This is a genomic window from Alloscardovia theropitheci, from assembly GCF_004332295.1.
Classification (GTDB): Bacteria; Actinomycetota; Actinomycetes; order Actinomycetales; family Bifidobacteriaceae; genus Alloscardovia; species Alloscardovia theropitheci.
In genome coordinates this window covers 232,852-253,418 of sequence record NZ_RXLP01000019.1, presented here as the reverse complement: position 1 = coordinate 253,418, position 20,567 = coordinate 232,852, and the positions used below count along the sequence as shown (strand labels likewise).

15 protein-coding genes are annotated in these 20,567 nt (G+C 40.9%); 3 read left to right on the top strand and 12 right to left on the bottom strand.

What is annotated here, in order from left to right; all coding sequences use genetic code 11:
- Nucleotides 1-166 precede the first annotated feature (166 nt).
- The 5 genes from EJ419_RS04550 to EJ419_RS04530 form a co-directional block, all read right to left on the bottom strand.
- A complete protein-coding gene (locus EJ419_RS04550; protein WP_131284038.1) occupies nt 167-1,207 on the bottom strand; it encodes a CPBP family intramembrane glutamic endopeptidase in 1,041 nt (346 codons plus the stop codon).
- Nucleotides 1,208-1,425: 218 nt separating this feature from the next.
- Nucleotides 1,426-4,473, bottom strand: a complete 3,048-nt coding sequence (locus EJ419_RS04545) for a beta-glucosidase (RefSeq protein ID WP_131284036.1) — start codon at nt 4,471-4,473, stop codon at nt 1,426-1,428.
- 536 nt (nt 4,474-5,009) lie between these two features.
- Nucleotides 5,010-6,236, bottom strand: a complete 1,227-nt coding sequence (gene mmsB, locus EJ419_RS04540; RefSeq protein ID WP_131284034.1) for a multiple monosaccharide ABC transporter permease — start codon at nt 6,234-6,236, stop codon at nt 5,010-5,012.
- 1 nt (nt 6,237) lies between these two features.
- Nucleotides 6,238-7,785: a multiple monosaccharide ABC transporter ATP-binding protein gene (gene mmsA / locus EJ419_RS04535; RefSeq protein ID WP_131284032.1), complete on the bottom strand. Its 1,548-nt coding sequence runs from the start codon at nt 7,783-7,785 to the stop codon at nt 6,238-6,240.
- Between the two features lie 112 nt (nt 7,786-7,897).
- Nucleotides 7,898-9,052 carry a substrate-binding domain-containing protein gene (locus EJ419_RS04530; RefSeq protein WP_131284030.1) on the bottom strand — a complete coding sequence of 385 codons (1,155 nt, stop codon included), beginning with the start codon at nt 9,050-9,052 and terminating at the stop codon, nt 7,898-7,900.
- A gap of 216 nt (nt 9,053-9,268) precedes the next feature.
- Here EJ419_RS04530 and EJ419_RS04525 point away from each other — a divergent pair, with 216 nt between their 5' ends.
- Genes EJ419_RS04525 through EJ419_RS04515 form a run of 3 tightly spaced genes read left to right on the top strand, consistent with a single transcriptional unit; the run spans nt 9,269 to nt 11,662 of the window.
- Entirely contained in the window at nt 9,269-10,444 is a 1,176-nt protein-coding gene (locus tag EJ419_RS04525) for an ROK family transcriptional regulator (RefSeq protein ID WP_131284027.1), read from the top strand.
- A gap of 50 nt (nt 10,445-10,494) precedes the next feature.
- On the top strand, nt 10,495-11,304 hold the full coding sequence (locus tag EJ419_RS04520) for an ATP-binding cassette domain-containing protein (RefSeq protein ID WP_131284025.1): 810 nt from the start codon (nt 10,495-10,497) through the stop codon (nt 11,302-11,304).
- A gap of 52 nt (nt 11,305-11,356) precedes the next feature.
- Nucleotides 11,357-11,662: a hypothetical protein gene (locus EJ419_RS04515; RefSeq protein WP_131284023.1), complete on the top strand. Its 306-nt coding sequence runs from the start codon at nt 11,357-11,359 to the stop codon at nt 11,660-11,662.
- Between the two features lie 110 nt (nt 11,663-11,772).
- On the opposite strand, the gene EJ419_RS04510 is transcribed toward EJ419_RS04515, so the two are convergent.
- The 7 genes from EJ419_RS04510 to dnaN all read right to left on the bottom strand — a co-directional run bounded on the left by EJ419_RS04510 (nt 11,773) and on the right by dnaN (nt 20,472).
- Nucleotides 11,773-12,009: a hypothetical protein gene (locus EJ419_RS04510; RefSeq protein WP_131284021.1), complete on the bottom strand. Its 237-nt coding sequence runs from the start codon at nt 12,007-12,009 to the stop codon at nt 11,773-11,775.
- A 76-nt stretch (nt 12,010-12,085) separates the two neighbouring features.
- A complete protein-coding gene (locus EJ419_RS04505) occupies nt 12,086-12,634 on the bottom strand; it encodes a DUF3566 domain-containing protein (RefSeq protein ID WP_240680333.1) in 549 nt (182 codons plus the stop codon).
- Nucleotides 12,635-12,724: 90 nt separating this feature from the next.
- Complete coding sequence (gene gyrA / locus EJ419_RS04500) at nt 12,725-15,388, bottom strand: DNA gyrase subunit A (RefSeq protein WP_131284017.1); 2,664 nt, start codon at nt 15,386-15,388, stop codon at nt 12,725-12,727.
- Between the two features lie 70 nt (nt 15,389-15,458).
- Nucleotides 15,459-17,516: a DNA topoisomerase (ATP-hydrolyzing) subunit B gene (gene gyrB / locus EJ419_RS04495; protein WP_131284015.1), complete on the bottom strand. Its 2,058-nt coding sequence runs from the start codon at nt 17,514-17,516 to the stop codon at nt 15,459-15,461.
- 139 nt (nt 17,517-17,655) lie between these two features.
- The gene (locus tag EJ419_RS04490) at nt 17,656-18,120 is read right to left on the bottom strand and encodes a DciA family protein (RefSeq protein ID WP_165496234.1); all 465 of its coding nucleotides are present in this window, start codon (nt 18,118-18,120) and stop codon (nt 17,656-17,658) included.
- A complete protein-coding gene (recF, locus tag EJ419_RS04485; RefSeq protein WP_131284011.1) occupies nt 18,113-19,348 on the bottom strand; it encodes a DNA replication/repair protein RecF in 1,236 nt (411 codons plus the stop codon). Before recF ends, EJ419_RS04490 begins: the two co-directional genes overlap by 8 nt.
- Nucleotides 19,348-20,472 carry a DNA polymerase III subunit beta gene (gene dnaN, locus EJ419_RS04480; RefSeq protein ID WP_131284009.1) on the bottom strand — a complete coding sequence of 375 codons (1,125 nt, stop codon included), beginning with the start codon at nt 20,470-20,472 and terminating at the stop codon, nt 19,348-19,350. The genes recF and dnaN overlap by 1 nt, the downstream gene beginning before the upstream one ends.
- Nucleotides 20,473-20,567: the final 95 nt, after the last annotated feature.

The window sequence follows — 20,567 nt, the reverse complement described above, 5'->3', positions numbered from 1 at the left end:
TGCACACATCTCATAAAGAGCTAACTCATAAGATTCTAACGAACTCTACTACCTTAGCACGCACACTTTCCCGATTTGCTTATTTTCTAGCGTGAACTGCATAAAATCATGTTTTAATTCAACACTTAGCGAAAACTGGCTATAACTCAGTTAGGCATATGCACTTTTAGTAACGCATTAAAATGTACGATACAAGTGGCGCATACATGGCAATTACTGATCCAAAATTACAAAGCACATGAATCCATACGCTTTCTTTAATTGATCCTGAAACACAACGACTGTATCCTGTAATAATTCCCAAAACGATACTTGCGCATATACCTGATATAAGACCAACTCCACTTGCTCCTCGAGTCGTACTATGAATGAGTGCAAAGATAATAGTGCTGATTATTATCGACCACCACATAAGAGGAGCTGCTGTCGCCTTGCGATATTTTTCTTCATCTGCATTATTAGGACTCATTAATCCCATAATTGACGGTAAAACTACACCACGATAAATAAATTCTTCACAAACAGGAATAATGATAATCATTCCAATTATCGTTATTAATTCTCGAGTTATAGATGCCGTAGGAGATTGAACAATGCCGTATACAAGCGAAATCGCTCTAAAATAATTTGAGCTTTGCTGTGAATCAATTCCAGTATCTGGAGTATGAACTATATAATCCAAGCTATTGTTTAAAACGACATTAATAACAAAGTAAATAACGACGCCTAGGATGATACGTAACCAGGACGATCCCTGTATATTCCTGTAGACAAAGTACGGTTTCTTAGCAAAGAATGTATCACTGACAAGGAATGTCTTGATCGGCGAAATGAAATACATAAACGCACTATATCCGCCTGCGAGCACAAAGAAACTAATCGCCGTAGCAATTGCTAAGTATGTATAACCATCAAATTTTATATAAGCTATTCTTCCAAAACCCTCTATGCATAGCCATGTTATTCCTATACTCGCTAAAGTACACACAATAGTCATAACGAGGCGTGCAAGATAGCTAAACCTTGTTTCTACGTATGCACGTACTTGACCTTGGCGTGTACGCGAGTAATTCTGTGCATAAATAACGCCATACTTGTTTTTATCGGTTATCGGGTACTCAAAGAGTTCTTCATTCTCATGTATACGCGCGGGAACCATAAAAGTTTGTGTTTTAAGCCATGAAGAAATTCTGTTCGAGATATTCATTTCATTCCCTCCCCTTAATGTTTATTCGCTGATATCTCATTCTTGATTTATGACATTAAAATATTGACGAATAAAACTCTCTTATCTCTTACAGTGTAATTTCCTATGAAATCATATACCAGCTCATCTCATATATCGTCCTATGCAAAAGTGGCCTAGTACATGAGTACTAGGCCACTTTATAAGCACTTTACAGAGTACTTAATAATTCAGTTGAATTATTCCGCATCCGCAGGCTTTTCAGCTTCAGCAGCTGGAGCAGTGTCTTCAGTAGATTCTGCAGTTTCCTGTACTTCTACAGTTTCTTCAACTGCTACTACCTCAACAGCTTCCTTTTCTGCCTTGCGACGCTTGATGAAGCGACGGATAGATACCCAAGCCGCCCACAGGAGCAAGAGAGCAAGAACAGCTACTACTACGTAGTAGATCCACTGCCACATAGCAATTTCAACTCTTGGAGCACCATTAGCGTATACATATGTGTTTACTGCTGCATACAAGATGCCATGAGCAGCTTCACGCATGTGAGCTACGGTGTTTGCGGAACGGTCAGTGATGTTGTTCGTTGTTGGAACAGTTGCAAGCATACCGTTACCACCATTGTAGATGGACTCAGTACCTTCCATATATCCATATCCACCGAAGTAATCAGTCAGAACGAAGCCGTTGAAGCCCCACTCATTGCGCAGTACATCGTTGAGCAATGCACTGTTTGCACCAGCCCAGGTGTTACCGATGTAGTTGAATGCGGACATTACTGCAGTAGCACCGCCATCCTTCACAGACATTTCGAATGGCTTCAAGTAAATTTCACGCAAAGCCTGCTCATTAGTCCATGTGTGAAGCATAGCCAAACGATGATCTTCCTGATCATTCAAAGCAAAGTGCTTCATGAATGCGTAAATACCAGCGTCCTGAACTTCCTTAATCTCAGCAGAAGCCATTACACCAGAGAGCAATGGGTCCTCGGAGAAGTATTCGAAGTTACGGCCTGCATATGGACTACGGTGAATATTCATAGCTGGTGCATACCAACCAGTGATGTGAAGGTCATGACCCATCTGAGCGATAACCTTACCGTATTCCTTAGCAAGTTCCTTATTCCATGTAGATGCAACGGTTGTGCTGGAAGGCAAACCGATTGAGCCCTGCTGAGTGAAGTTGTTGTTCAAAGCTGCAGGACCATCCACATCAGACTGACGTACCTTACCGATAGATGGGATAGCAGCATTGTTATAACCAGCGAAAGCGATGAGCTGATTCATCTCTTCATAAGTGAGCTGATCAAGGAGCTGATCCCACATCTTGTCGTCATACTTCTTGCCATAAAGTTGGTAAAGCTGGATGCCATTCTTAGCACCAGTTGTAGGCATCTTGACGTCGCCTTCTTCAGCCTTGGTCTTTTCTAGCCATTCGTTGACATTAGAAGAGTTAACGAATGTATCCTTGTACTCTTGTGCGAGCTCAAGATTAGTTGGAGCTGCAAGTGCCTGCTCACGGTTTGCAAACTGGTTTGCACGAGAGAGGTAAGTTACAGAACCATTACCAGAAGCATCTTCAAAGTGATTTACAGCAGCTGTCTTATCACCATTGTGAGGGTTAGAAGAGTCGTAACGAATAGTATTTGCTACGTTTACGGTCTTTGTATCAAGCTTGTTATGAGAATCAGCATTAGCAGAAATCTCATAATCACCAGATTCGAGAACATATCCACCATTATTAGCGGTGTCATATGAAGCCATGTCAGACTCATTGAAGGAAACCTTAACAGTTTCAGACTGTCCAGGCTCGATAGACTTTGTCTTCTCGAAAGCAACGAGATTTGCTACAGACTTTTCAATTCCACCATTGGTATAAGGAGGATTGTAATAAATTTCGACAGCAGTCTTACCTGCTACAGAACCAGTATTAGTTACAGTTACATCGAAGGAAACCTTGCCGTCAGAAACAGTTGGTTCGCTCATCTGCTGAGAGAATGTGGTGTAAGACAAACCATAACCAAATGGATACTGTACGACATCATCATAGTTGATAACGCCTTCAGCAGCTGCAGTTTCGAAGTACTTGTAACCTACATAGATACCTTCAGAGTAGTTAACGAACGAAGGTGTGAAGTTACCGAAGAAACCAGCATTGGTCTTGAACTCATCCATATTGGTGTATTCCCAGTGACCAATATTGTTGTGCCAAGCTGCCTGAGAGAAGTCCTTGATGAATGTATCAGAAGTCTTACCAGATGGGTTTACTTCACCAGAAAGAATAGTACCGAGAGAATCAAAACCAGTTTGACCTGCTGGTGGGCACCAGAGTACAGACTTAATCTGAGAGTAGTTATTTACCCAGCTCAAGTTCATAGCATTTGCACCGTTATATACAACGGTAACATCATCGAAGTTATCGGTAACGAGCTTTACCAAGTCTTGTTCAGTCTTAGAAAGATCGAGATAACCTTCACCAGCTTCAAAGTCGTTATAATCGCCGTTGTTGACGTAATCATGAACTTCTTTACCACCGAATGCTTGAACCTCAGACTTGTAACCAGCTGCATGAGTATCAATCGTGCTCATATCTGAAGGAAGATCTGCACCTTCACCACCAGAACGACCGATGACCACAATAGCCTTCTTAGAGAAGTTCTTTGCCTGGGTCATTTCAGCATCAGTATAGGAAGCAGCAGTTGGCTCTGGAAGAGTCCAATCCTGGCTTACCATACCAACGATAGGGCGATCAGCGCGGTAATCAGTGTACTTCTTTGTAAGCTGTTCATTAGTCTTAAAACCAGCATCCTGAAGACCTTGGATAAGAGAAGTGGTTGGGTACTGAGCATTCATAGAACCAGAACCAGTTCCACCATAAATTGGGTTAGAAGAAGCCCAACCAAAAACGTTAACAGAAGAATTCTTCTCCAATGGAAGGCTGGAATCATTGTTTTCCAAGAGGGTAACGCCTTCATTTTGGATCTCTGTAGCAAGTTTTTCTGCACGAGCCTTAGAAGATTCAGACAATGTACCAGAACCAGACATCAGGTTCAACGTAGTATTCAATGGGCCGAAAAGCATCATGGAAACAGCAACGATTACAGCAACAGTTGCTGCAATCCAGGTCCATGAATGAATAAGCTTTCGCCATCCTTGTGACTTGAGCCACAACTTATTTACCGCAATTGTCAATACAATTGCAACGCAGAGAGCTACACCGATGACAATTAACTGAGTCTGCAAAGAACGAATCATTGCAATAACGTCATCCATATTAATGCCGAGCATCCCTACTCCTTTCTTCCTTTTATCTCATCTCACTGAGAATTTCCTTGTGGTAACATAGTCGTTTCCGCAAGTCATACACAGCTACTATATTCCATGTTCTAGAAAAAATAATTTTATTCTGTGAACGTACACAGACTCTTTAACTATCAATTTTCACCGCAAAAAATCGGACTTACATGCGAACTCTTACTGTAAGAAATTCTATATCTCTGTATTATTTTCATACTTTTCAAAATTTTGTGCACAATGAGTCGTTTTATCACCCAATAAATCGAATTTTCAACTAAAAAATGACCCGATTTGCCAAAAAGTTTCGAGATTTTCTATTCCATCGTATATATAACGAATTCCTCAATTAAAAGATCTCTTTCACAGTCATCATCAAGTAGCTAAAACTCGTGCCCATCCATCATAAATCCCATAAATTGTGACATCTTTATATAAAAGTGTCCCAATCGTATCTATACCAATACGATTGGGACACTGTGGTTAATGGAGAGAAGAAGATGAAGTTATAATCCTTCGTGCAGCGATACTTAGCCCTTCTTGCGCTTTGACATCAAATCGACGGCTACAGCACCCAAGAGCACAAGACCCTTGATGGTCTTAACGATTGCAGTATCAACACCCATAATCGACAGACCTTGATTGATAACACCCATAACGAATGCACCAATAACAGCGCCCGGAATAGTACCGATACCACCGGTAACTGCTGTACCACCGATGAAGCACGCTGCAATAGCATCCATTTCGAATTCCATACCAGCCTGAGCTGTTGCTGATGCAAGACGGGAAAGCATGCATACAGCTGCTACTGCTGAGAGGAATCCCATATGGATGTAGAGGAAGAAATCAACCTTGCGATCATCGATACCGGACAGACGTGCCGCCTTACGGTTACCACCGACAGCATAGACGTGACGGCCAAAGACCGTGCGGGTCAGGATGAAGTTGTAAATCACTACGAGTATACCAACGATGACGAGCATAATTGGGATACCGCCGGTTGTATCGTTACCAGAATTTGCAAGCAAATATGTTACAAAACCGATAACCAAACCTGCTACAACAACCTTAATCCAAGTAAGGCTCATTGGTTCTGGCTCGAGACCAGATGCTGCTACCTTGGAACGGTTACGGAACTGAAGGAATACGAACAATGCGAAGATAGCAACACCTACAACCAATGTAAGAATATCCATAGTTCCTGCATAACCGAATATATTTGGAAGATAATTGCTTGCAATACCACGGAAGTCACGCGATGTAATTGGTACTGATTCACCAACGATAACAGTTGCCAAACCGCGGAAAATCAACATACCTGCCAAGGTGGTAATGAAGCCCGGGATTCGTACATATGCCACCCAGAAACCATTCCATACACCGATAACCAAACCAAGTACGATGCTTACAAGAATAGCTACCATCCAGTTGACGTTATAGTGTTCCATCAGCAGCGCACACACACCACCGATAAATGCTACTAACGAGCCAACAGACAAATCGATATGTGTAGCGATAATGACCATTACCATACCAATTGCCAAGATAATCACGTATGCGTTCTGCTGAATCAGCGATACGAAGCTATTTGGCTTCAGTAATACGCCACCAGTCAAAATCTGGAATGCAATAACAATGACAATCAGTGCGCCTACAATACCGTACTGACGCAAATTTCCTGTAATTGTGGACAGCAAGGTGCTGGTTTCTTTCTTTTCTGTCTTCTGTGTGACAGATGCAGTTTCAGTTGCCATCTTAAATCTCATCCTTTTCCTTGGTCATGCAGCGCATGAGATATTCCTGGGTAAAACCTTCTTTGGATACATCGGCTGTAATAACGCCTTGATTTACCGTGTAAATACGGTCGCAGATACCGATAAGTTCTGGAAGTTCTGATGAAATAACGATAACTGCTTTACCTTCATCAGCCATGCGATCTATGATCTCGTAGATTTCATACTTTGCACCGACATCAATACCACGCGTTGGCTCATCGAGAATCAAAATATCAGGATTGGAGATAACCCATTTCGCAAGTACAACTTTCTGCTGATTACCTCCAGAAAGAGTTCCCACGTTGACATCGATATTCTGGCATTTAATATTAAAGCCCTTACGATATTCTTCGACAGATTTGCGTTCGGTATTATCATCCATCACGCCCATCTTGCTCATCTTAGTAAGAGCTGCGAGGGAAGAATTCTCACGAATATTTTGAAGAAGGTTGAGACCATAAGCTTTACGATCCTCTGTAGCATATGCAAGACCAGCATCAATCGCTTGTTGAACATTCTTCAGTTCATGCTTCTTGCCATGGATATAAAGATCGCCCGATATTCCTACTCCGTATGATTTACCGAAGATACTCATTGCCATTTCTGTACGTCCTGCGCCCATAAGGCCTGCAAAACCGATAATTTCACCAGCACGTACATGGAAGTTTGCATTATCTACGATGACACGTTCAGAATCAAGAGGGGAGTGGACAGTCCAATTTTCTACGCGAAGAATTTCTTCCCCAATTTTGGATTCATGATAAGGATACAGGTTTGTCAAAGGACGGCCAACCATCTTTCGAATAAGTTCGTCCGTATCGAGTGGCTGCTCTTCGTCGATGAACATTTCTCCTACAGTTGAACCATCACGAATAATCGTAATATTATCTGCAATATCAGCAATTTCATTGAGCTTATGAGAAATGATAATGCTCGTCACGCCATGATTATCACGCAAATCGCGAATCAGTCCGAGCAAATGAGCGGAATCTTCATCATTAAGTGCAGCTGTTGGTTCATCAAGAATAAGCAACTTTACATCTTTAGTCAGAGCCTTAGCAATTTCAACAAGCTGCTGCTTACCCACACCGATATCCATGATTTTTGTTTCAGGATCTTCAGGAAGACCAACTCTATCAAGTAGCTCTTGTGCCTTTGCATGAGTTTCTTGCCAATTAATCACGCCATTTTTCTGAGTTTCGTTGCCTAAGAAAATATTTTCTGCAATCGATAGGAAAGGAATTAATGCAAGTTCCTGATGAATAATAACGATTCCATCATTTTCAGAATCCTTAATATTCTTATACTTGCATAGCTTTCCATCAAATTCAATATCACCTGTATATGTGCCATATGGGTAAACACCGGAAAGCACATTCATCAATGTGGACTTACCAGCACCATTTTCACCGCATATTGCGTGAATTTCTCCGCGGTCCACGCTTAAGTTCACATCCGTGAGAGCCTTAACAGGACCAAATGTTTTGGTGATATTTTGCATACGCAGGATGGTTTCTGCTTCAGCCATAATCACTCCTTTAACCAAAAACTGTGCACAGAATGTATTAATCTCAACTACTGCATACGATGACAATGCATTCTATGCACAGTTCACATTTGTTTAATAAGCTCGCTAATTTTTACTTAGTAAGCTGATCAAACCTTTCTTGAGTTACGTACCCAGCCTTTACCAAGTCTGACAAGTTATCCTTGGTAATAGATACTGGTTCAAGCAACTTTGATGGCACATCAATGACACCGTTGTTGAACTTACCGTTAATACCGCTTACTTCTTTGCCTTCAGCGATTTCAACAACCATGTTATATACTGCATCTGCAAGCTCATTAACATCCTTGAATACGGTTTCGCCCTGCAATCCCTTAGAGATGTTTGCAATAGCAATTTCCATTGCATCCTGTCCAGTCATAACTGGCCATGAATCAGTACCAGGTTTCATATCTGGACGCTTCTGCTGAATTGCATTGATGATACCTTGAGTAATGCCATCATAAGGGGAGAGAACTGCATCAAGCTTCTCACCATGTGCATATGTAGAATCAAGGATGGATTCCATATCAGTTTGTGCCTGAGCAGTCTTCCAACCCTGAACCGAAATCTTCTGCCATGTATTGTCTACTGTGCTCTGCGCATTAACACCGCCACCGTGATTTGATGGAGATACGAGCACACCCTTCTCAAAGTATGGCTTGAGCAAATCCCAAGCGCCCTTGAAGAAGTACTTTGCATTATTATCATCCGGAGAACCAGTAAAGAGTTCAATATTGAAAGGACCAGTTGCTCCCTTTTCAAGTCCAAGCTGATCAATAATGTACTTTGCTTCAAGCTCTCCAACCTTCTCAAGCTGGAAGGTTACATAGTAGTCTACAGCCTTGGTATTCATAATCAGACGATCGTATGCAATAACTTTTGCACCGGCTTCCTTAGCCTTCTCGACCGCAGGACCTACTGCAGTACCATCCTTAGCTGCCACAACAATGACCTTTGCATTGTTGTTAACCATATTTTCAATATCAGCATTTTGCTGAGCTGGCTTATCATCTGCAAAAGAAAGATTTACCTTATAACCTGCTTTTTCAAGCTTTGCCTTCAGGTTATTTCCATCCTTATTCCAACGCTCTTCAGACTTTGTAGGCATGGATACACCAATGACCGCACCCTTTTCTATGCCTGATGAACTATTTGATGAACCACCACGGGTTGATGAGCATGCACCCAATCCAACCATCATTGCAGCTGTGGCAACCAATGCCATAAGCTTCTTTGTAGTTCTCATTTCCTTCTCCTTCGTAGGAATGACGATATTGTGACGGATTATTCCGTCTTTTTTATCAACCGCGCTGTCTAGTCTAATTTATTGTGTTTAAGAAATCAACTCAACACGCACTATTTTGCTTTTTTGTGTTTTTATTTTTAATTCAATCATGGAAATATCGTGACATTTCGTGCTTTTATTAGCATTTTGTACATTCTTATGTTTATTCTTAAATGCATGGCAAATCAAATTTCAGGCTCTCAAACCTCGTTGCGCGAGGCAAATATGGCCATGCTTTTTGATGCCATCACTAAATACGGGGCAATGACTCAAGTTGAACTCGCCGAAGCTACAGGTCTTTCTACTGCAACTGTTTCCATTCTCGTTCGTCGTCTCGTGGATGATGGTCTTTTTACCACGACTGACACTATACGCAGTGGTCGCAGAGCAACTTTGGTTTCTATCGCTCGAAAAATGGGCATCGGTGTGGGTCTACATATAGGACGTAATCATCTATCCATATGCATTACAGATTTTTCTCAGAAGATTTTGGCTTACCACGACCGTCCTCTTCCTTACGGACATAAGCCTGATTCCACTCTTATTGAAGCTCTTCGCCTCATCCATGAAACAGTAGAATCCATAGCTGCTTCGATTGATGAAATTGTCGCTGTTATGATTTCCTTAGCAACTCCAATTGACTGGAAACATCAGCAAATAGGTGTTCGTGGAATTTTGCGCGATTGGGATGACACTGATATCATCGCGTATTTCAAAAAGTCTTTTCAATGCCCTATTTTCTTAGACAATGATGCTAATACCGCTGCGATTGCTGAATCAAAGCAAGGAGTTGGTATTGATTTCCCTAATTTTCTCTACGTTCAAGCCGGTGACGGAATAGGAGCTTCTCTGTTTATTAACGGTGCTTTATATCGTGGCTCTATGGGATTAGCTGGAGAAATTGGACACATTCAAGTTGATCCATTTGGCGATATTTGCGCATGCGGTAATAGAGGTTGTCTCGATACAGTTGTCAATGAACAACGCCTTACATCGGTTCTATCCTTTACCCATGGATCTATAACTCTCGATGATTTAATTCGAAAAGCTCAAGACGGAGATCCTGGATGTCGTCGCGTTATTTCTGATGCAGCTGTACGCGTAGGTACTGTAATCGCACAAACGTGTATTTCTATGGATCCGCAGTGCATTATTATCGGAGGAGATTTAAGTAAATCAGGAGATGCTTTCCTTGAACCATTACGTCAATCAATTCAACGTCTTCTTTTCCCTAATGCAGTAGCACCTATTAAAATTATGTCATCTACTATGCCAGACACTAATGTAACCCTAGGAGCTGCTTTAGCAGCTATAGAACTCGCATCCAACCAACCTCCAGTATCGGCACAATAATGCTATACTTATTTCCGTTACGTTTTCGAGGGCAAAGGTGACTTCATACAATGACAGTTAGTGCACACACACCATTACTTGAATTGAATCATATTTGTCTTAGTTTTGATTACATAGAAACGCTCAGCGACATTAACCTTACAATGAATGAGCATGAAGTTGTAGCTCTTGTAGGAGATAACGGCGCGGGAAAATCTACGCTATTAAAAACAATCGTAGGCGTTTATACACCAGATACTGGCTCTATTTGTTTACGCGGTGAAAATGTTTCCATTCCAAATATTAAAGCAGCAAGTGATTACGGAATTGCAGCAATATTCCAGGATTTAAGTTTTTGCAATAATCTCGATATCGCAGCAAATATCTTTCTTGGACAAGAAAAAACGTCACCATTTACCATTCGTAATGATTCATATATGCATGTCAAAGCTCGAGAAATTCTCTCTCGTCTTACATCCCCATTGAGCGCATTTCGATCTATGGAAGGCTTATCCACAGGGGAGAAACAAACTGTTGCTATTGCTCGTGCCATGCTTAATAATCCAGATATCATTCTTATGGATGAGCCTACGGCTTCTTTATCTGTTATTCAGACTGCTCAAGTTTTATCCTATATAAAAGAGCTTCGAAATCAAGGAAAATCAATACTTCTTGTATGCCATAATCTCCCTGACGTATTTGCTGTAGCAGATCGAATAGCAATTATGCGTCATGGAAAAATCGTTGCCATTCATCATACCCAAGAAACTACATATGAGCAGATTATTGCTGAAATTGCAGGGGCTAGACAAGTTAATAATGAATTTATTAATACAGAAAGTATTTCTGTATCACACAAGCTTATAGATCGATACAACTAATTCGTGACATTCAGTACAAGCAAGAATTTTTTTACAACATCAAGGAGGACACATGAACTTAGCCATGATCATTATCAGTGGAATCATTGGACTACTCGCTGGTATTTTATTTGGAGCTTTCCCACTTCGCACATCCTCTATGACTTCTAAACAGCAAAGCTATTCTTCTGCACTGAGTCTACTAACTTTCGGAATTTTTATCGTACTTATTCTTCTTAATTTAAATACTGAATCTTATGTTTTTATAGGAGCAGTTCTGATTGGATTTGGCGTAGCAAAAATTCCACCAATTCATAACCTCTTTGTCGAGAATTTTAAGATTTTTAAACCAAAAAAGAGCAGCAAAGAGAGAAAATAATTCTCAAACTTTGCCACTTTTATTATTTCATACACGAAAAATTACATGAAATTACTCAGCATAGAGTAATCATCACAGAGTAATCATCACAGTGATGGAGATTTTACACATTATTCTTCATCACTATTGTCATTATCATCCTCATCGCTCTCTCGTGTTTTCGTATACAAAGTCCACCCTTGATACCCTGTATAGCAAATAACAATTGCTATACAAGCTATGAAAATCAGACTTGACCAATGCATTATTGTGCCATCATGCACAAAAGATATAATGCTTTGAATTAGCCAGATATCGCACGCAAGGAAAGTAAGTAGATAAAGACGTGACTGCATTTTTTCATTCATATAGATAGTCTAACAAATAAGCCCACACTCTGTGCGGGCTTATTCTATATCTGTTCTTATCTAGTCACTGCTCAATTTAGTCGTCACCCAAAGTGACATGAATACCACCTACTAGTGAACTTACAATATTGTACAAAAATGCACCAATAGCAGCAAGCACAGTTCCTACAACGATTTCAAATACGCTAATAATCGTAAAGATAGAAATGACACGACCTAAGCTTATGAAGGAAGCGATATCAAAACCACCTGAACTTAAACCAGCGCTGGATACAATTGATGTTAGCGAATCAAAAATACCCGCTGCTTGCAAAACGAAGTACAAGAAAATAACCGCAACAAGCTGAATTAAAGCGGCTGCAATTAATAGCATGAAGGAAACTTTGGTTACCGACCATGGGTCAATCTGAGTCAAGCTAAGCTTCATACGACGTGCACGTGGTACGCTCTTCTTTTTCTCATTATGCTCATTATGAGCTGAGTCCTGGGAAGATTGTGTAGTGTGCATCTGAGTGCTCGTTGCTACACGACCAGATGAAACTGTAGGAGTTTCATGTGTTTCTTCTGAAGTTATGCTTGTAGTCTCGTTGTTTGTCGTCTTGACTACTTCGGTTTCATCACTCATGTGATTCCCTTTTCTCACGTAACCGCAGTGCCATGCGTATTGAAGCATATGCATGGCACATATTGGTTAATACATTAGCAAAGATTACTCTTATTCAGTAGCCGCAGCATTTTCTATTACCGCGTCTTCACTATCAGATGATGGGAGAGTTGTATTTTCGGACTCGTTAGTTGGAGTTTCATCAGATTCTTCATCCGATTCTTTTTCCTCATTACGAGCGATAGATACAATCTCATCGCCCTTATCTGGCTTAGCAAGAGTTACGCCTTGGGTAGTACGACCGGTTCGCTTAATTTCATCAACGTTGGATCGGATAACTTTTCCAGACTTCATAATTGCCATAATCTGGTCATCTTCTTCAACAACGACAGCTCCAACGAGTTCGCCACGACCTTCAACGAGGTTAATTGCTTTCACACCATAACCATTACGTCCCTGAAGTCGATACTCAGATAATGCTGTACGCTTAGCGAATCCTTCATTTGTAACGACAAGCAGGTCGGAATCAGAATCGGCAGGAACAACCGCCATACTCAGCAAGAAATCAGAGCCAGCTTCACCCTTAAACTTCATTGCCTGTACACCAGCAGTCTGTCGACCCATTGGACGCAATGTTTCGTCATCAGCTGCAAACTTTACCGACATGCCACCATGTGAAACAACAATGATTTCATCTTCACTATCGCACAAAGCAGCACCAATAAGCTCATCATAAACAGGGATCACATTACCATCGTCATCTGTTGTTGTAACACCCTCAAGTTCCATGAGTCGTACAGCAATCAAACCACCTTGGCGAGTGGAATCATACTCAGTAAGTCGAGTTTTCTTAATTTTTCCACTCTTGGTAGCAAGAACCAAATATTGAGCAGCTTCATAGTCTTTAATAGAAAGAATTTGCTGAATCTGTTCTTGTGGTCCGAGCTGCAAAAGATTTGCAATATGCTGTCCCTTAGAATCACGTGATCCCTCTGGCAATTCATATGCTTTCAGACGGTAAACACGTCCTTCATTAGTAAAGAAGAGTAACCAATTATGCGTTGATGTCGAGAAGAAATGATCTACAACGTCATCTTCACGAAGCTTCGCTCCCTTAATTCCCTTACCACCGCGATGCTGAGCACGATATTCATCTGCCTTAGTTCGCTTGATATATCCAGAATGTGTGACGGTTACTACGACATTTTCTTCAGCAATCAAATCTTCAACATTTACTTCACCGGAGAATGGAAGAATCTGAGTACGACGATCATCACCATACTTATCGATAATTTCATCCATTTCACTACCGACAATAGCACGACGACGATCAGGATTACTCAAAATATCGTTATAATCGGCAATCTTACGCATGAGTTCTTCATGCTCATCCAGGATCTTCTGACGTTCCAAAGCAGCAAGTCGACGAAGTTGCATTGCAAGAATTGCATCCGCTTGAATTTGATCAACATCAAGCAGTTCCATCAATCCAGTTCGTGCTTGATCTACATCAGGAGATCGACGAATTAATGCAATAACTTCCTCAATCATATCGAGGGCCTTCAAATAACCCTGCAAAATATGATCTCTCTCTTCAGCTTCGCGCTTCAAATACTCAGTACGACGATAAATAACATCGAGCTGATGATCGATCCAATGACGAATAAATGCATCAAGACTTAAAGTACGAGGTACACCATCTACCAAAGCGAGCATATTCGCGCCGAAGGTCTGCTGAAGCTGAGTATGCTTATACAGGTTATTCAGTACAACCTTAGGAACCGCATCACGCTTGAGCACAAGAACAAGGCGCTGACCTGTACGCCCAGAGGTCTCATCACGCATATCAGCGATACCCTGAATCTTGCCATCACGTACACCTTCACGGATTGAAGATGCAAGACGGTCAGGATTAACCTGATATGGAAGCTCAGTAACTACTAAGCACAAGCGTCCATTAATCTCTTCAGTATTGACAACAGCACGCATGGTTATGAGACCACGACCAGTACGATATGCCTGTTCAATACCATTATGACCAAGAATCGTTGCTCCAGTAGGGAAGTCGGGTCCCTTAATAATTGCAATTAAATTATTAAGTAATTCTTCCTTAGAAGCATCTGGATGATCTAATGCCCAATGAACACCCTGCGCCACCTCACGCATATTGTGAGGTGGAATATTGGTAGCCATACCTACTGCAATACCCGATGATCCATTGACTAAAAGATTTGGGAAACGACTTGGAAGTACAGTTGGTTCTTGAGTTTTTCCATCATAGTTTGGAACAAAATCAACTGTTTCCTTGTCGATATCGCGTACAAGTTCCATCGCTAATGGAGCCATACGGCACTCGGTATAACGCATAGCTGCTGCTGGATCATCACCAGGAGAACCAAAATTTCCCTGACCATCAACAAGCATATATCGCATGGACCAACTCTGTGCCATACGTACAAGAGTGTCATAGATAGCAGAATCACCGTGAGGGTGATACTTACCCATAACATCACCTACAACGCGCGAACATTTATTATATCCACGGTCTGGGCGATATCCACCGTCATACATTGCATAAACTACACGACGATGTACTGGCTTCATACCATCTCGAACATCTGGAAGTGCACGTTCAACGATAACAGATAGAGCATATGCAAGATACGATTCGCGCATTTCCTTTTGCAAATCAGTACGTTGCACACGATGACCCGCCATAAGACCTGGATCATCTGCTGTTGGCGCATTATTTTCTGGCGTTAATTCATCTGCCATTTTCTTTTACCTTTTATTTTTATCAACGTTTTTAATCAACACATAAAGTAATTCATTTAGAAATTACTTTTTAAGCATCAATAAATCGAGCATCATGAGCATTTCGCTGAATAAACAAACGTCGTGGCTCTACATCATCACCCATAAGCATAGAGAAGGTCTCATCAGCTTGTGCAGCATCTTCAATGTGAATTTGCTTCAATATACGCTGATGTGGATCCATAGTTGTTTCCCATAGCTCCTGATAAGACATCTCGCCAAGACCCTTGTAACGCTGAATACCTTCACCCTTTGGAAGCTGACGACCTGCAGCACGACCTGCTTCAAGTGCACGATCACGTTCTTCATCGGTATAAACAAAATCGTGATTGCCCTTCGTCCATTTCAGACGATACAGCGGTGGCATAGCTACATATACATATCCAGCATTGATAAGTGGACGCATATATCTAAACATTAAGGTCAAATTCAATGTTGCAATATGAGCACCATCGACATCAGCATCGGCCATAATAATAATCTTGTGGTAGCGAACCTTATTAATATCAAATTCTTCGCCATATCCGCCACCGATAGCGGTAATTAATGATTCAATCGTATCCGACTTCATCATTCGATCAAGGCTTGCACGTTCAGTATTCAAAATCTTACCGCGCAAAGGCAAAATTGCCTGAGTAATTGGATTACGACCCTGAATTGCTGAACCACCTGCAGAATCACCCTCAACGATAAAGAGCTCGCATTCTTCAGGATTATTTGACTGACAATCCTTAAGCTTGTCTGGCATACCAGCGGATTCAAAAATAGACTTGCGTCGAGTATTTTCACGTGCTTTCTTCGCAGCAAGACGTGCACGAGCAGCCTCTTGTCCCTTCTGAACAATCATCTTGGCTTCTTGAGGATGCTCACCGAGCCAATCCGATAACTTTTCAGTTACTACACGCTGCACGAAGGTTTTTGCTTCAGAATTACCAAGCTTTGTTTTAGTCTGTCCTTCAAACTGAGGAACAGTAAGCTTAACGGAGATGACAGCGGTCAAACCTTCACGTACATCATCACCAGAAAGATTCTCATCTTTTTCTTTTAATAATCCTTTTTCGCGTGCATACCGGTTGATTAAACCTGTTAAAGCAGCACGGAAGCCTTCCTCATGAGTACCACCCTCTGTTGTGGTAATCGTGTTTGCAAAGGAATGAATAGATTCAGAATATGCTCGAGTCCATTGCATAGCAATTTCTGCTGAGATACCCATAGTTAAATCTTCTGATGCGAAGTCAATAACTTCTTCTTCAACAGGAGCTGTTTTCTTGGTCTTTACCAAGTATTCCACGTAATCCTTAATACCATTTGGATACATGTATGTCACTGTTTGATGTTGTGGATTCTCAGAAGAATTCTCATCAGCAATCTCATCACCGGCATTGTCAAAGGTACGTTCATCTGTAAGGCTAATCTTCAAGCCCTTGTTCAAGAATGCCATCTGCTGGAAACGAGCACGCAAAGTCTCAAAGTCATACTCAGTAACTTCGAAGATAGCTGGATCTGCCCAGAATGTAACCGAAGTACCAGTCTCCTCATTGTCTTCAAGAGCACGTCCTTGAATCAATGGGGTAACAGAATGCTGATTCTCAAAATTCTGAGTCCAGTAATAGCCCTGACGACGAACTTCTACATCAATCCGTGTAGACAGAGCATTCACGACAGAAATACCTACACCGTGCAAACCACCGGATACAGCATAGCCGCCGCCACCAAACTTTCCACCAGCATGAAGCTTAGTCAAAACGACTTCTACACCGGATTTTCCTTCTCCAGGAACTTCATCGACTGGAATACCGCGTCCATTATCAACAACGCGAATACCATTATCAGGCAAAATTGTCACTTCAATATGTGATGCATATCCTGCTAATGCTTCATCAACAGAATTATCAACAATTTCATATACCAAATGATGCAATCCACGTGGACCAGTCGAACCAATATACATACCTGGACGCACACGCACAGCTTCAAGTCCCTCAAGAACCTTCAAATCACTTGCATCATAGTGCTCAGGGGACATTGTGTCATCGAGTTGAACGGAATTATTTGTATCGTCCGCCACTGACGTTCCTTCCCTATTCATAAAAATAAACCTCGTTTTCATTTTCGAGGTTTATTTCACTCCTATTTACGCTAAAAACCAAAATAACGGGTCTTAAACGCATTTTTACTATTTAGTAATAGGGTACCAAAATATAGGGACACTTCCCATAGAAAGGGCGTTAATATCTTTTTCTTTTAAAAGGTTCAGGTTGAGGTCCAATTATGCGTATTTGTTGAACTTCTATCGATTTAATATGTTCATGAATTTTTTGAATAATGACTTCTTTCATATATTCAAGTTGTGTAGCCCACGCGGGTGAGCTGACAAAAATGGTAAGCTCTCCCGCATTAAGACGTCCCACACGAGAATTTTGTGCGATTGCTTCGCCGACAATGAGATGCCAATCCTCATGAAGTCTCGTAACCGCCATCCGAGTCTTCCATAGTGGATTATTCGTTATAGTAGCTAAAATCTCGCCGAATTCTGACCAGTCACGTCCTTTTTGTCCAAAACTTTGAGCAGCGAGCTGATTTCTCTCGTCGTAGCTACGCTTCTGTATAAATTGGTGAGCATAGGGTTCAAAAATACTCTGTGCTAAAGCATCATGATCCATATTAAAGCGTTCTGATATTGGTTTATTCATGAACATCTCCACGTTCATATGAAGAACTCATAAATTCATCAAGCGAAGGCACATTATCTATTACAGTTTCAAAATCTTTTAGCTTCTGTACATCAACAAAATGAACACTGTCGTGTGTTTTCTGATTTAATAATTCTTGCGGTACATCTTCTCGAGCAGCAACTGTAATAAGTACTTGATCTATCGAAGAAGCAAATTCAATAATTTGCGATCTTCGACTATTATCAAGCTGCGCAAATACATCATCCAATATAAGTATTGGCTTCATTTCACTTTCTTGAGAAATAACCTCATACAGAGCCATTTTAAGAGCCAGAGCAATACTCCATATTTCTCCATTAGAAGCATATTCTTTAGCGTTCATATTATTAAGAAGAAATTCGACATCATCGCGGTGTGGGCCAATCAAATTTCTCCCTTGAGCAACTTCACCATCAAATAAGCGTTGATAATGATCGATAACCTCATCATATGGATCTTTATCACGGTATATTTCATCATACGAAGGACGATAATTAATCGTAATATCGTTATGTTCACCCGCAATATGCTTGTAAATGCGTGTAAAAGGTTCAGAAATCTTGTTAATAACATCTAAACGAGCGCGCGTAATGGAAATACCTGCTTGAGCAAGTTGCGTCGTCCAAATTTCTAGTCCAGTAAATAAATCATTCATACTGTCTACTGAAGAATTGCTCAGACGTGCAGTTGCAACGTTCTTTAATAATGCCACACGTTGTTTAGCAATATGTGAGTATCGCTGCAAAAGATCATAATATCCAGGAATGAGTGCAATTGCCGCTGTATCCAAAAAACGTCGACGAATACTCGGATCAGAAGATACAAGTTGTTGATCTTCAGGGGCAAAAGTAACGCTCGGAATATGACCTATAATATCGCGGTGATATTGAGATTTACCATTATTAACGCGTATTCTGTGACCGCCACGAGATGACAGAGTCAAAGAATAATTAGTCAGATTATTTTCTTGAATACTATTCTCAACAATATTAGCTCGGATATAACTTGTCGTATGTCCTGCTTGAATCAATGGCTTTGCAGAATTCGCGCGATGTGTAATTCCTGCTGACAAAAATTCTATTGCTTCAACAATATTAGTTTTACCTAATCCATTACTGCCATAAAATATGGTAATTCCAGGATCAATGTCGATAATGCATTGATCCCAGGAACGAAAATGGTCAAGAGCAAGCCTTGAAATATACATTAATCAATAAAACGCATAGGAACAAGTAAATAGCGATAATCAAGTGATTCATCACCATCAAGTTCCTGCTGTCCATTAAATTCTACTGCTCGAGCTGCATTAACCATCTTCATACGAACGTATGGCTCATCAATTGCGCTCAGTCCTTCTTTAAGATAAGACGGATTAAAAGCTACAGTAATTGGTTCGCCGTCAAGCTGAGCTTCAATAGTTTCTTTAGCCTGAGATTCATCAGCATTTCCTGCAGATAGCTGAACTTCATTTTCACTAAAGACCATACGAATTGGCGCATTTTTTTCTGCTACAAGAGCTACACGAGTAATAGCGCTAATTAATTCATTGCGATTAATTAATGCATGAATAGGATATTCATCTACGAATAGTCGATCAACCGCAGGGAATTCTCCATCAATAAGCTGAGCAGTGGATTGACGACCGGCATTAGAGAAGCTTAATAATGTAGGCTTTTCTGAATCATAACCTAGAACTACATTACTTGTGGTATCAATGCTTCGCGAAATATCACGGAGTACGCCGCCATCAATGAGCAATGTACCAGAAAAATCAGGATGTGAAGGTGTCCATGAGAAACTTGTACGTGCAAGACGGAAGCGATCAGTAGAAGTCATAACGACTTTATCGTTATCAATACTAATGCGAATGCCTTTAAGAACGACACGATTTTCTTCACGGGCAACTGCAACAGCTGTCTTAGCAATTGCACGTGAGAACGTATCAGCATCGACTTGTCCTAGATCAGCAGGTATTTCAGGTAGCTGTGGATAATCACCCTCAGGCATAAGTTGCAAGGAGAAGTTTGATTTTCCTCCAGAAATTGAAATACGTGAATTGTTAGTTTGGAGAGAAATTTTTCCTTGAGGAAGAGCTTTTGCAATGTCTGCAAGTAAACGACCAAGAACTACAACCGTACCTGGTTCATCTACACCTGCCTCGATATGATGACGAGCTGACTTTTCATAGTCAAAAGTAGACAGTGACAAAATGCCGTCAGCAGCTTCAAGTTTTATTCCAGCTAAAATTGGTGTTGCTGGACGAGATGGAAGAATACGCGTTGCCCAAGCAACTGCATCAGAGAAAGCTGCAGAATCAACTTCAATTTTCATAATGTCTCCTACGGTTAATCTAAAGATTTATTGTAGCCGAAAAAATTAACTTTTTGTGCAACTTATTTCTGTAAGTTTTTTATGATTACGATTAT

Coding starts and splice junctions, on each gene's coding strand:
- EJ419_RS04520 (WP_131284025.1), top strand. CDS start 10,495: ATGACAGTTAGTGCACACACACCATTACTTGAATTGAATCATATTTGT.
- EJ419_RS04545 (WP_131284036.1), bottom strand. CDS start 4,473: ATGCTCGGCATTAATATGGATGACGTTATTGCAATGATTCGTTCTTTG.
- EJ419_RS04525 (WP_131284027.1), top strand. CDS start 9,269: ATGGCAAATCAAATTTCAGGCTCTCAAACCTCGTTGCGCGAGGCAAAT.
- EJ419_RS04510 (WP_131284021.1), bottom strand. CDS start 12,009: ATGAATGAAAAAATGCAGTCACGTCTTTATCTACTTACTTTCCTTGCG.
- EJ419_RS04530 (WP_131284030.1), bottom strand. CDS start 9,052: ATGAGAACTACAAAGAAGCTTATGGCATTGGTTGCCACAGCTGCAATG.
- gyrA (WP_131284017.1), bottom strand. CDS start 15,388: ATGGCAGATGAATTAACGCCAGAAAATAATGCGCCAACAGCAGATGAT.
- mmsA (WP_131284032.1), bottom strand. CDS start 7,785: ATGGCTGAAGCAGAAACCATCCTGCGTATGCAAAATATCACCAAAACA.
- EJ419_RS04490 (WP_165496234.1), bottom strand. CDS start 18,120: ATGAATAAACCAATATCAGAACGCTTTAATATGGATCATGATGCTTTA.
- EJ419_RS04515 (WP_131284023.1), top strand. CDS start 11,357: ATGAACTTAGCCATGATCATTATCAGTGGAATCATTGGACTACTCGCT.
- recF (WP_131284011.1), bottom strand. CDS start 19,348: ATGTATATTTCAAGGCTTGCTCTTGACCATTTTCGTTCCTGGGATCAA.
- gyrB (WP_131284015.1), bottom strand. CDS start 17,516: ATGAATAGGGAAGGAACGTCAGTGGCGGACGATACAAATAATTCCGTT.
- EJ419_RS04550 (WP_131284038.1), bottom strand. CDS start 1,207: ATGAATATCTCGAACAGAATTTCTTCATGGCTTAAAACACAAACTTTT.
- mmsB (WP_131284034.1), bottom strand. CDS start 6,236: ATGGCAACTGAAACTGCATCTGTCACACAGAAGACAGAAAAGAAAGAA.
- dnaN (WP_131284009.1), bottom strand. CDS start 20,472: ATGAAAATTGAAGTTGATTCTGCAGCTTTCTCTGATGCAGTTGCTTGG.
- EJ419_RS04505 (WP_240680333.1), bottom strand. CDS start 12,634: ATGAGTGATGAAACCGAAGTAGTCAAGACGACAAACAACGAGACTACA.